Annotated in this window: 11 protein-coding genes; 10 read left to right on the top strand and 1 reads right to left on the bottom strand. The window is 65.6% G+C overall.

Translation table 11 applies throughout. The annotated features are described in order from the left end of the window. Positions 1 to 3 precede the first annotated feature (3 nt). Positions 4 to 555: a cytochrome c3 family protein gene (locus tag AACH32_RS10375; RefSeq protein ID WP_338598885.1), complete on the bottom strand. Its 552-nt coding sequence runs from the start codon at positions 553 to 555 to the stop codon at positions 4 to 6. A gap of 395 nt (positions 556 to 950) precedes the next feature. On the opposite strand from AACH32_RS10375, the gene AACH32_RS10370 reads away from it, so the two are divergent. The 10 genes from AACH32_RS10370 to ftsY all read left to right on the top strand — a co-directional run bounded on the left by AACH32_RS10370 (position 951) and on the right by ftsY (position 12,535). Further along, complete coding sequence (locus tag AACH32_RS10370) at positions 951 to 1,160, top strand: rubredoxin (protein WP_338598882.1); 210 nt, start codon at positions 951 to 953, stop codon at positions 1,158 to 1,160. Between the two features lie 89 nt (positions 1,161 to 1,249). Then, a complete protein-coding gene (locus AACH32_RS10365) occupies positions 1,250 to 1,420 on the top strand; it encodes a rubredoxin-like domain-containing protein (protein ID WP_338598880.1) in 171 nt (56 codons plus the stop codon). A 5-nt stretch (positions 1,421 to 1,425) separates the two neighbouring features. Beyond that, positions 1,426 to 2,010 (top strand): flavodoxin family protein, encoded by a 585-nt coding sequence (locus AACH32_RS10360; protein ID WP_338598877.1) that lies wholly within the window; start codon positions 1,426 to 1,428, stop codon positions 2,008 to 2,010. 29 nt (positions 2,011 to 2,039) lie between these two features. Then, complete coding sequence (locus AACH32_RS10355; RefSeq protein ID WP_338598875.1) at positions 2,040 to 2,474, top strand: flavodoxin domain-containing protein; 435 nt, start codon at positions 2,040 to 2,042, stop codon at positions 2,472 to 2,474. Positions 2,475 to 2,702: 228 nt separating this feature from the next. Then, positions 2,703 to 3,602 (top strand): glycine--tRNA ligase subunit alpha, encoded by a 900-nt coding sequence (locus AACH32_RS10350; protein ID WP_338598872.1) that lies wholly within the window; start codon positions 2,703 to 2,705, stop codon positions 3,600 to 3,602. Beyond that, positions 3,602 to 5,692 (top strand): glycine--tRNA ligase subunit beta, encoded by a 2,091-nt coding sequence (glyS, locus tag AACH32_RS10345; RefSeq protein WP_338598870.1) that lies wholly within the window; start codon positions 3,602 to 3,604, stop codon positions 5,690 to 5,692. Before AACH32_RS10350 ends, glyS begins: the two co-directional genes overlap by 1 nt. Before the next feature lie 193 nt (positions 5,693 to 5,885). Then, complete coding sequence (locus AACH32_RS10340) at positions 5,886 to 6,611, top strand: hypothetical protein (RefSeq protein ID WP_338598867.1); 726 nt, start codon at positions 5,886 to 5,888, stop codon at positions 6,609 to 6,611. Between the two features lie 16 nt (positions 6,612 to 6,627). Further along, positions 6,628 to 7,392 (top strand): hypothetical protein, encoded by a 765-nt coding sequence (locus AACH32_RS10335; RefSeq protein ID WP_338598865.1) that lies wholly within the window; start codon positions 6,628 to 6,630, stop codon positions 7,390 to 7,392. A gap of 155 nt (positions 7,393 to 7,547) precedes the next feature. After that, on the top strand, positions 7,548 to 11,111 hold the full coding sequence (gene smc / locus AACH32_RS10330) for a chromosome segregation protein SMC (RefSeq protein ID WP_338598863.1): 3,564 nt from the start codon (positions 7,548 to 7,550) through the stop codon (positions 11,109 to 11,111). Positions 11,112 to 11,266: 155 nt separating this feature from the next. Further along, on the top strand, positions 11,267 to 12,535 hold the full coding sequence (gene ftsY / locus AACH32_RS10325) for a signal recognition particle-docking protein FtsY (protein ID WP_338598859.1): 1,269 nt from the start codon (positions 11,267 to 11,269) through the stop codon (positions 12,533 to 12,535). Positions 12,536 to 12,548 lie beyond the last annotated feature (13 nt).

The raw sequence follows: 12,548 nt of genomic DNA, 5'->3' as shown, positions 1-12,548 counted from the left end.
CCGTCAGCTGCCATAGATGTAGAGCGGCTTGGGCATGTGCACCAAGGGCCGGTGGCAGTCCAGACAGCGTTTTTCATATCCGGGGCGCGGGTAGAGCACGCTGCGGTGGGCCAACATGGCCCCGCGCTTGTATGGCATGTACAAGAGGTTGCGGTGGCACTTGAGGCACTGGTCGTTCTTGATGTTGCCCCAGGCCTTGCGCCGCTGCTCGGCGCGGTCGTATTTGCCGCCGAAAAAGTGCACCGCCACGTCCTTCAGGCCGTGGGCGGTCTTGGCGTAGAAAAAGTTGAAGGTGTCGTGGGGCGCGGGCAGGTGGCAGTCCATGCAGTCGGCCACGAAGCCCTTGCGGTTGACCGCGTGGCTGGAGGTGCGCCAGTCGTTGTAGGCACCCTGAATTTCATGACACGAGGCGCAGAACTCCGGGGTAGAGGTGCGGTACATGCTGTAGTAAGTGAGGCTGAAAAGAGGAAAGGCCAAGATGAGGCCTAGAACGATAAAGAATGTTGGTTTGAAATATTTTATGCGCCAGAGTTTTTTTAGGAAAGACTCGGCCATCCATCACCTCGCGCCAGTGGCGCGCCCCCTCAATAGCCTTGGGTGACGCTCGTTATTCATTAAATTATGCCAAAGACCTCCATGACGAAACAATGGGTAATACCCCTAAATTGCAATAAAAATAAAATCTGTTAAAAAATATTGATTCCTGATTGTGGCACTGAAAATTGCCGTGATAATCACAAAGTTAATACCCCTAAATGAAACCGACTATTAGATAGAGGCTCGATTTTAGTTAACGTGAGGCAAAAAAGAGTATGGAGCGACGTATACATTAGTGAATGGATACTCTTTATTTAAAATAAATTGCAGCTCCGGATTGCTTCCTCGGCTTGACAGTGGGGGCCAGTATCGGCATATTAAATAGTAATAATTATCAACAGCCGAGGTGCCCCATGCCCAACCCCAAGGAAATGTATCAATGCCAGGGCAACAACTGCGGCTACATCTACAACCCGGAGCGTGGATGCAAAAAAGGCAAGGTGGATAAGGGCACCTGCTGGGCGGAGATCCCCGAGGATTACAAATGCCCCAGTTGCGGAGCGGGCAAAAAGCTGTTCCGGCCCCTGGCCGGACCTGGCGCCGGCGTGGAGGAAGGTTCATAGCCTCGCGGACGGGAATTCCTTTATACTTAATTAGGCAGACGGTAGCGCCCAGGCGCTAGGCAGATAACTTGCAAAACCCGGAGAGCGAAATGACCGTTATTCCCCAGGTAACCTGGAAGTGCACCAAGTGCGGCTACACCTACACCGCCGAGAAACCCGCCGAGGAATGCCCCTCCTGTCACGAGAAGTGCGAGTTCATCGACGTGAGCTGCTACACCCCTGATTGCGCCGGGCCCGGCACCGACGACCGTCTGGTCTAGGCGACATGCTGGTTCTGGGCATCTACGGCAGCCCCCGCAAGGGGGGCAACACCGACGCGCTGTTGGACGCCGTGCTGGAAGAGGCCGCCAAGACCGGGGCCGAGGTGGAAAAGGTATACTGCCGCCGCCTCAAGATGAGCGGCTGCATCGAGTGCGGCGGCTGCGACAAGACCGGCCAGTGCGTGGTGGACGACGACATGCAAAAGGTCTACCCGCTGCTGGAGCGGGCCGAGGCCGTGGTCTTGGCCGCGCCGGTGTTTTTCTACAACGTGCCGGCCCAGTGCAAGGCCCTGATCGACCGCAGCCAGGCCTGCTGGGCCGGGCGGGTGCTCAAAAAGACCACCCCCGAGGCCCGCCGCAGCTTTGACAGCGGCCGGGGATATCTGGTGGCCGTGGGGGCCACCAAGGGCCCGCGCATGTTCGAGTGCATGGAACTCACCGCCCGCTATTTTTACGACGCCCTGGACATGACCTACGAGGCCGGGATGTTGCTCAAGGGGGTGGAGAAAAAAGACGGGGCCGCCAGCGTGCCCCATACCATGGACGAGGCCCGCGCCCTGGGACGCAAGATCGTGGAGGGGGCCGCCTGAGCGGCGGCGTCTAATAAGGAGTTCAAGCAATGTCCAAAGCCCTGATCGTTTTCGCCACCCGCAGCGGCCAGACCGAGCGCATCGCCGAGCTTATCGCCGAGGGCCTGCGCATGACCGGCATGGAGGTGGATATCAAAAACGCCTCGACCATCAAGGACCCGGCCGAGTTGAACGGCTACGACGCCTATTTGTTCGGCTCGGCCACCTATCACGGCGAGATGATGCCGTCCATGAAGCAGCTGTTGTTCCTGGCCGAAAAGGCCGATTTGGAGGGCAAGTGCGGCGGCTCCTTCGGTTCCTACGGCTGGAGCGGCGAGGCCCCGCCGCGCATTTTCGACACCATGAAAAACATCTACAAGATGAAAATGGGCGGCGATTGCCTGCGCCTGAAAACCGTCTCCCTGGAAGGCGGCACCCAGATGGCCCAGGGTTATGGCAAGGAAATCGGCAAGCTGGCCGCCTAGCCTCCGCCAAGCAAGTCATTCGTCTCCCCGCCCCCATCCGGGCGGGGAGGCTTGTTTCACTGCCGGGCCCGCCGCCTAACCTCGCCCCCTTTACGCCGGCTTGCGTTTTCCTGAGCGCCCTAACAGCGCTCTGCTTGCAAGGCCGCCTTGCCGGTGATAGCATGCATATTTTCAACCGGCCGTCATAACCGGCCCTTATCGCAGCGAATAACCGGGAGATACCTTGCCATGTCCGCGCCGGCGGTAAAGACTTTTCAAGAGCTGATTTTGGCCTTGCAGCGCTACTGGGCCGATCAGGGCTGCATCATCGGCCAGCCCTACGACCTGGAGGTGGGGGCAGGAACCTTCAACCCCCACACCCTGCTCCGGGTGCTGGGCCCCGAGCCCTGGAAGGTGGCCTACGTGGAGCCCAGCCGCCGCCCGACGGACGGCCGCTACGGCGAGAACCCCAACCGCCTGCAGCACTACTATCAGTACCAGGTGATCCTCAAGCCCTCGCCCCTGGAGGTGCAGCAGCTCTACCTGGACTCCTTGCAGGCCTTTGGCATCGATCCCCTGGAGCACGACATCCGCTTCGTGGAGGACGACTGGGAGTCGCCCACCCTGGGCGCCTGGGGTCTGGGCTGGGAGGTGTGGCTGGACGGCATGGAGATCACCCAGTTCACCTATTTCCAGCAGGCGGGCTCCATCGACCTGAGCCCCATCAGCGTGGAGCTGACCTACGGCCTGGAGCGCATCGCCATGTACCTCCAGCAGGTGGACAACGTCTACGACCTGGCCTGGAACGAGACCTTGTCCTACGGCGACGTGCACCACAAGGGCGAGTGGGAGCACTCCACCTATAACTTCGAGGTGGCCGACACGGCCATGCTCTTCAAGCTGTTCGACCTCTACGAGGCCGAGTCCCAGCGGGCCAGCGCCGCCAACCTGGTGCTGCCCGCCTATGACTACTGCCTCAAGTGCAGCCACGTGTTCAATCTGTTGGAGGCGCGGGGAGCCATCAGCGTGACCCAGCGCACCACCTTTATCGCCAGGGTGCGCGGCATGGCCCGCACCGTGGCCGAGAACTACACCGCCCAGCGGGATGCCATGGGCCATCCCTTGCTCAAGGGCAAGGAGGCCGCGTGATGGCCGAGCTTATCTTCGAGATCGGGTGCGAGGAAATGCCCGCCCGCTTCGTGGCCCCGGCCATGGAGCAGGTCTTGGCCAAGGGGCGCGACGAGCTGGAGCGCCAGGGTCTGCTGGAAGAGGGGGCCGAGGTGCTCTCCTTCGGCACTCCCCGCCGTCTGGCCCTGCTGGTGCGCGGGCTCAAGGAGCGTCAGGAGGACAAGGAAGAGCAGGCCCTGGGCCCGCCGCTCAAGGCGGCCTATGACGCTGAGGGCAAGCCCACCAAAGCGGCCCTGGGATTTGCCAAGAGCCAGGGCGTGGAGCTGGAGGAGCTGCAAAAGTTCGACACCGACAAGGGCGAGCGCCTGGGGGTGATCAAGCGCATCCCCGGCCGTCCCACCGACCAGGTGTTGGCCGAGTTGCTGCCCCGCCTGGTGGAGAGCCTGCATTTCCCCAAGACCATGCGCTGGGGCAGCCAGTCCTTCCGCTATGCCCGGCCCATCCACTGGTTCCTGGCCCTGTTGGACGGCGCGGTGATCCCCTTCGAGCTGGCGGGCATCGCCAGCGGCAACACCACCAAGGGGCATCGTTTCCTGGCTCCGGCCGCCATCGAGATAAGCGGGGCGGGCGACTACCTGAACAAGCTGCGGGCGGCCTACGTTTTGGCCGAGCGCGGCGAGCGCCAGGCCAAGGTGCGCGGCGAGGTGGAGGCCGCCGCGGCTCAGGCGGGCGGCCGCCTGGTGCCCGACGAGCCCCTGATGCAGGAAAACACCGACCTGGTGGAGTGGGCCGCCGCCTGCTGCGGCACCTTTGACCGCGAGTTCCTGGAGGTCCCCCGGGCGGTGATCATCAGCGCCATGCGCGAGCACCAGCGCTACTTCGCCCTGGAGGACGCCGACGGCAAGCTGCTGCCCAACTTCATCGCGGTGAACAACACCCAGCCCAAGGACACGGCCGTGGTCACCGCCGGGCATCAGAAGGTGCTGCGGGCCCGTTTGGCCGACGCCCGCTTCTTCCTCACCGAGGACCGCAAGCAGCCCCTCGTCGACTACTTGGAGGACCTGAAGCAGGTCACCTACCACGCCAAGCTGGGCACCAGCTATGACAAGGTAGAGCGCTTCAGCGCCCTGGCCGGGTTCCTGGCCGACGAGCTGGGCCTGGGGGCCGAGGAAAAGGCCCAGGTGGAGCGCACCGCCCGTCTGGCCAAGTGCGACCTGGTCACCGAGATGGTGGGCGAGTTCCCCACCCTGCAGGGGGTGGTGGGCAGCGAGTACGCCACCCGCGACGGCGAGCCCCCGGCCGTGGCCGCGGGCATTGCCGGGCACTACCTCCCGGCCGGGGCCGACTCGCCCCTGCCCCGGGAGATGACCGGGGTGCTGGTGGGCATCGCCGATCGGCTGGACAGCATCTGCGGCCTGTTCGCGGCCGATGAGAAGCCCTCGGGCGCGGCCGATCCCTTTGCCCTGCGCCGGGCGGCCATCGCGGTTATCCGCCTGATCATTGAAAAGGACCTCAGCCTGTCCCTGGGCCGTTTGCTGGGCCAGGCCCTGGTGGGCCTGCGGCCCTGGCTCTCCGGTCCGGCCGAAGCGGTGGCCGAGGAGGTGACCGCCTTTTTCGCGGCTCGCCTGTCCGGCATCCTGGCCGACCAGGGGGTGCCCACCGACGTATCCCAGGCGGTACTGGCCGCCGGGCTGGACGACCTAAAGGACACCGCCGCCCGGGCCCAGGCCCTGGCCCAGGCCAAGGACACCCCGGAGTTCGCCACCCTGGCCGTGGGTCTCAAGCGGGTGATGAACATCCTCAAGAAGGAGGCGGCCCAGGTGCCCGCCGAGGCGCCCGACGAGGCGGTGATGAGCGAGGAGGCGGAAAAGGCCTTGTTCCGCGCCTTCAGCGAGCTGCAGGCCGAAGCGGCCGAGCTGTTCGCGGCGGGTGATTATCAGGGATTCCTGGCTAGGGTCTCCGCCCTCAAGGACCCCATCGACAAGTTTTTTGACGACGTGATGGTCATGGTGGAAGACGAGGCCACTCGGCGCAACCGCCTGGCCCTGCTCAATCTCATGGGCAGCCTGTTCAACCGCTTTGCCCGCTTCGAGTATTTGCAGCTATCCTAGGCATCAGCTTGTCCGTGTACGAGGCGCGGCGGGGATCACCCCTCCGCGCCTCGCTTTTTAGGGCCTGGGGCGGGGGCATCCCGCGCCGCGCTTAAGGCCTTTAGGCCCCCGGAGCGCACAAGAGGCTTTCAGCCCCTCGGCTTTCGTGGCAAAATCAAACCACCCGTTGATCTATGGCCAAAAGGAGTCTTGCATGTCGCGCCGCTGGTTGATCCCGGGCTTTTTCCTGCTGCTCGCCGCTACGCTCAGTGCCTGCGGCGGCTCGGCCCGCATGGCCGCCCCAACAGAGCTGGCCAGCGTGATGCCGGCCTGGCAGGTGGAGCAGAGCCTGGGCGCCGGGTGGCAAGACCCTTTCTCTTTTGGACCATACACCGCGCAGGGCTTCCGGCAGGGATGGAGCGACGGGAAGGCCTGGGCCTTCCTGGGCCGCGACACGGATCAGGCCTGGCAGCCCTTTGAATACCAGGTCGCCACGTCAAAAGGCGGCGAAGCCTGGCATTGCAATTGCGCCGCCAGGGTTAGCCCCGAGGTGTTGGGGGCCATGGCCGGTCCGGCCAAGCCCGATTGGCCAGCCAAGCCCTCGGGGAGCCTGGCCTGCTCCCTGCGCTCGCCCCAGGGCATCTTGTGGCGCTTGGCCCTGGCCTCGGGCCAAGAGACCGGCTCCCCCATGCGGGGTGTCTTGCAGGGCCCCAAGCTAACCATAGCCGTTCGGGGCACAAACAGGCTGGAAGGGGAGGACTCCCCCTCGGGGCAAACCACCGGTTACGTGTTCCGCGTGGACGGGCCGCTCATGGGTCCGGTGGGGGCGGTGCAGGTGATCGATCCGGGTCTGTTGTGGCTGCCCGATTCGCCCGACCAGGGAGCCATGGCCGCCGCCTCCGCGGCCCTGTTGCTCCAGCACCATCAAAATCGCAAGTAGACGCAAGGAAGTGGTTATGTTCAAAATCGGTTCCCCCAAGACTTGCAATATCGCAGTGGGCGGCCTGGCGGCCTTGGCGCTGCTTTTGTCCCTGGCCTGCGGCGCCTCCTCCACGGGCTCTACGCCCGCCTATGTGGAGCCGGGCGGCTCCTTGCAGGTGCAGCGGCCGGACGGCTTTAACTGGAAGGGCGACATCGTGTTCGGCGATTACCGGGCCCACGGCATCCAGGCCGAAAAGCCGGTGCAATCCGACTGGAAATTTGTGGGCATGCGGGGCTTGGTCATGAACCAGGCGGTCAGTTTCATCTTCAGCGGCCCGCAGGGCGATTGGCGCTGCCGCTGCGCCCTGGGCAACGAGGCCGGCGGCATGGATTTGAACCTCAGCAATCCAGGCGCTGACGCCTTTATCTTGCAGCCCACCGGCCGCAACGCCCTGGCCTGCATCCTGACCCCGCCCGCGGGAGGCAAGACCTGGCTCATGTCCGTCTACCGGTTGCCTTCCAAATGGCGCGACGCCAACCGGGACCCCAACGCGGCCGGCGCCCTGAGCGACCAGGAGGCGGTGACCATACGCATCCACGCCAAGGCCACCACCTCGGTGGAGGAGATGGGCGGCTCGCCTCCCAAGGTGTACAAATTCCTGAACGATCAGGGCGAAATCGGCCAGGTGCGGGTGCTGGGCGACGAGCAGGTTTGGCTGCCCCGGGGCCAGATGCGCGGCCCCCTGGCGGCGGCCATGGCGGGAATCCTGCTGGCCCATTCGGCCAAGGCGAAAAAATGATCCGGACCTCCTAGTGCACCCGGGCTGATTTCCGAAAAATCTCTTACCCCTACATCTTGTTGTAACACTTTGGTCAACCCACTCAATATTGTGGAGTGGGTTGACTAGAGGCCCTGTTTTTGTTAATTTCGAGTGAACACTAGCTTGGGGTGACCATGAAGGTTCGCCGTTTGGACATCATTGGCTTCAAGTCCTTTGCCGACCGCACCATCATGGACTTTCCCGAAGGTCTGTGCGCGGTGGTGGGTCCCAATGGATGCGGCAAGTCCAACGTGGTGGACGCCGTGCGCTGGGCCTTGGGCGAGCAATCCGCCCGCCAGTTGCGCGGCCAAAGCATGGAAGACGTGATCTTCAACGGGGCCGACGGCCGCAAGCCCGCGGGCCTGGCCGAAGTCAACGTGGTGTTTGAAAACGACGGCAGCGTCACCGCCGAACCCTACGCTGGGCTGAGCGAGATCATGGTCACCCGCCGTTTGTACCGCAACGGCGACAGCGAGTACCGCATTAACAAGATGCCCTGCCGTCTCAAGGACATACAGCAGGTGCTCATGGACACCGGCCTGGGCAACCGGGCCTACGCCATCATCGAGCAGGGCCGGGTGGCCGCCTTTATCGAGGCCAAGCCCATTGAGCGCCGCCTGTGGGTGGAGGAAGCGGCGGGCATCACCCGCTTCAAAAACCAGAAGAAGGTCAGCCTGCGCAAGATGGAGGGCACTAGGGACAACCTGGCCCGCTTGCAGGACATCCTGGCCGAGGTCTCCACCCAGATGGAGCGTCTCAAACGCCAGGCCAAAAAAGCCCAGGTGCACAAGACCCTGCGCGAAGAGATCCGTGCGCTGGATCTCAATGTCTCCAGCTTTGAATATCGCCACTACAACCAGGAAATCTCCCAGGTGCGGGCCGAGGCCGACGCGGCGGGCACCAGCCTGGAGCTGGCCAACCAGCGCCTGGCTGCCCTGGAGACCGACCTGGAAACCGCCCGGCTGGAGCTGCTGGAGGCCGAGGAGGAGATCCGCGACTCCGGGGCGCGCCGCCTGGAGGCCCAGGGGGCCATCCAAAAGGCGGAAAACGAGCTGATCCTCCTGGGCCGCGAGGCCGAGAACCTCAAGCGCCAATCCCAGCGTTTGGAAGAGGAGCGGGTGGAGCTCAAGGCCGGCCTGGTCACCAACCAGAACGAGCTGAACCGGGCCCGGCGCGTGTTGGCCGAGGCCGAGGGCCGCAGCCGCCAGAGCGACCTGGCCGTGGGCGAGGCCTCCCAGGAGGTGGCCCGCTGCCAGGAGGCCTTGAACGCCTCCGAGGAAGCGGTGGACCTGGCCAAGGCCGAGCTGGTGGACGCCATGAGCCGCCTCAGCCAGATCAAGAACCGCCAGGGCGATCTGGAGCGCCGCCGCCAGGACCTGGAGCGCCGCCGTCTGCAACAGCAGGAGCAGCGCCGCCAGATGATGGAACAGGAGCTAGAGTCCGGCCAAAACCTGGAGCAGGTGCGCGGCGAGGTGGAGAGCCTGCGCATGGCCCAGGAGGAGGCCGCCCAGGGTCTGGCCCAGGCCCGGGCCCGGCTCAAGGAACTGGGCGAGGAACTCAGCGCCCTGCGCCGGGAGGAGACCGAGGCCACCCGTCGTCGCCACCAGCTGGACGCCTCGGTGAGCGCCTTGGCGCTCAGCCTGGAATCCCACCAGTGGGCCGGGGCCGGGGTGCGCAAGCTGCTCAAGGCCCACCAGGCGGGCGAATTGCCCGTGGCCCTCAAGGGGGTGGTGGCCGAGAAGCTAAACGTGGAGCCGGGGCGCGAAGACCTGGTGGAGGGCGTGCTGGGGCCGGACCTGCAGGCGGTGATCGTGCAGAGCGGCCGGGAGGCCCTGGCGCTGGCCGCCTGGAGCGGGGAAAAGGGCCTGGGACGTCTTAGGGTGGTGGCCCTGGACGACTTGGCCTCGCAAGGCTGTGAGACCCCCTCCGGCGCGCAGGCCCTGTCCGGAGTGGCGCGGCCCCAGGCAGGCTACGAGTCCCTGGCCCACCTGCTGGCCGGGGCGGGCTGGTGCCCGGACCTGGAAGCCGCCTGGAACTCCGGGCGCTCCCTGGCCCCCGGCCAGGTGGTGGTCAGCCCCGGCGGCCAGCGCCTGGACCGGCCCGGCCTGGGCACCGTGGGCCAGGGGCAGGGCGGCGACGCCTCCATTCTGGCCCGGCGCAACGAGTTGCAAGGCAAGCGGGCGCAGCTGGCCCAGGCCCAGGAGGCCGAGCAGGCCGCCGCGGCCAAGCGCCGCGCCGCCGAGGCGGCCATGGCCCAGGCCGAGCAGGAGCGCGATATGCTCGGTGAAGAGCAGCAGCTCCGCCAGCAGGAGCTGGCCCAGCGGGAGCGCGACCTGGCCCGGGCCGAGCAGGAAAGCCAGGGAGCCCAGCGCCGCTTGCAGGCCCTGGACTTTGAAAACGAAGAGACCGAGAGCGAGTTCGAGCACCTGAGCCGGGAGATGGCCACCCTGGATGAACAGGGCGGCCAGTTGCAGGGCCGCGACCAGGAGTTGGAGGCGGAGCTGGAGCAGGCCCGGGCCATGCTGCAGGAGGCCCGCCAGGCCCTGGAAGAGGCTCGCCACCTGGAAGGCGAGGCCAAGCTGGCCGCCGCCAGCCTGGGCAGCCAGACCCAGCAGGCCCAGCGCGAAGCCCAGCGCCTGCAACAGGAGATGGACCGGGCCAGCGCCCGGGTTCTGGCCCTGGGGAGGGAACTGGAACAGGCCCAGGCGCAGCTCAAGAGCTGCGAGGAGCGCCGGGGCCACGAGCAGGAGGGACTGGGCGGGCTGTATTCCGAACTGGACCGCCAGGAAACCGGCCTGAAGCGGGCCCAGGAGGTGCTGGGCCACGCCCAGGGCCGCACCGCCCAGTTGGAAGGCGAGCTCAAGCGGGCCCGGGTCGAGTTGAAGCAGGCCGAGAGCGCGGGGCAGGAGCTGGCCTGGAAGCTGCGCGAACTGGAGCTCAAGCGGGAGCAGGTGGCCGAGCAGGTCATGGAGCGCTGCCGGGTGGAGATGGCCGCCCATTACCAGGAGCACCTGCCCGAGGGGGCCTTTGATCTGGAGGGCGGCAAGCGCAAACTGGAAAAGCTGCGCAAGCGTCTGAACAACCTGGGCCCGGTGAACCTGGAGGCTATCAGCGAACACGCCGCCCTGGCCGAGCGCCACGAGTTCCTCACCACCCAAAAGGCCGACCTGGAGGCCTCGCTGGAGGACCTGCGCGCGGCCATCCGCAAGATCAACAAGACCACGCGCGGGCGCTTCCTGGAGACCCTGGAGCTGGTCAACCAGCGCCTGGACGGGGTGTTCAAGGTGTTGTTCGGCGGCGGCAAGGCCGAGCTGGCCCTGGAAGATGGCACCGACCCCCTGGACGCGGGCCTGCACTTGATGGTGGAGCTGCCCGGCAAGAAGCTCAAGAACCTGGACGCCCTCAGCGGCGGGGAAAAGGCCATGAGCGCGGTGGCGGTGCTGTTCGCCCTGTTCCTCATCCGCCCCGCGCCCTTCTGCATCCTGGACGAGGTGGACGCGCCCCTGGACGAGGCCAACAACGGCCGCTTCCTGGACCTGCTGCAGCAGCTCTCCCGGCGCTCGCAGATCCTCATGATCACCCATAGCCGCGCCAGCATGGAGTTGGTCAACACCATCTACGGGGTGACCATGGAGCACAAGGGGGTGAGCAAGCTGCTCCGGGTTTCCCTGGAGCAGGGCGAGTCCCTGGCCGCCTAGGCCGGCGGTTATGGAAGCAACGCCAGGCGTATACTAGAGCGCTGAATATGGACAAAGCGTTACGCCCTTGACGCCATGGACAGGGCTTATTAGATTTGCCGGGCGGGCCTTGGGGCCTGCCCGGAGCTTTTTCACCACCAGCCTGATCGGAAGCCATGGCTTTTTTTAAGCGCTTCAAAAAGAAAAAGACGCCCCAGGAGCAGGAGGGACAACCTCAAGCCCAGGAGCAGGCCGCTTCCCCGGAGGAGCAGCCCTCGGAAACGCCAGCCGCGCCCCAAGGCGAAGCAGAGGCGGTAGCGGCTGAAGCCACCGCGGAGCAGCTCCCGGAGACCAGCGAGGCTCAGGAGCAGCCGCCACATGAGCCCGAACCGGTCCAGGAGGCGGGGGCCGCGCCCCAGGCCCCTGAAGCCCCGGCCGAGCCGGAAGAGGAGCCAAAGCCCGAGGAGCCGGCCGAACCGGATGCCCCGGCGGAGCCCAAGGCCGAGACCGAGGCGCCGGAGCCACCCGAGGGGGAGCCCAAGCGCGGCCTGTGGGGGCGCCTGGGCCAGCGGCTCAAGAAGACCAAGGACAAGATCGGCGGCTCCATCGACCGCATCACCCTGGGCAAGAAGATCGATGAAGACACCCTGGACGAGTTGGAGGAGGTGCTGGTCACCGCCGACCTGGGGGTGCAGACCAGCCTGAAGCTCATCGAGCAGCTCAGGGGCAAAGTGGCCCGCAAGGAGCTGGACGACGCCGAGGCCCTGAAAAAGGCCCTGGCCAAGGGCATCACCGAGGTGCTCTCCGAGGTGCCCCCCGCCCCGGAGCGCGACAACAATCCCCACGTGATCATGGTGGTGGGGGTCAACGGGGTGGGCAAGACCACCAGCATCGGCAAGCTGGCCAATTTTTTCCAGCGGCAGGGCCGCTCGGTGCTCTTGGCCGCGGGCGACACCTTCCGGGCGGCGGCCAACGAGCAGCTCACCATCTGGTGCGAGCGGGTGGGTTGCGACATCGTGGGCGGCCAGGAAGGGGCCGACCCCTCGGCCGTGGCCTACGACGCGGTGGAGGCGGCCGTCACCCGGGGGCACGACCTGGTGCTCATCGACACCGCCGGGCGCCTGCACACCAAGGTAAACCTCATGGAGGAGCTCAAGAAGATCCACCGGGTGCTGGGCAAAAAGCTGCCCGGCGCCCCCCATGAGGTGATTCTGGTGGTGGATGCCACCACCGGGCAGAACGCCCTGCAACAGGCCAAGCTGTTCAACCAGGTGGTGCCGCTCACCGGCCTCATCTTGACCAAGCTGGACGGCACGGCCAAGGGCGGGGTGGTGGTGGCCATCTCCGGGGAGATGAAGCTGCCCATCTGTTTCGTGGGCCTGGGCGAGGGCATGGAAGACCTGAGACCCTTCGAGGCCGAGGGATTCGCCGAAGCGATTTTCTAACGAGATTTATTGG

This window comes from Desulfoferula mesophila (assembly GCF_037076455.1).
GTDB classification, from domain to species: domain Bacteria; phylum Desulfobacterota; class Desulfarculia; order Desulfarculales; family Desulfarculaceae; genus Desulfoferula; species Desulfoferula mesophila.
This window is presented reverse-complemented; position numbering and strand designations above follow the sequence as displayed.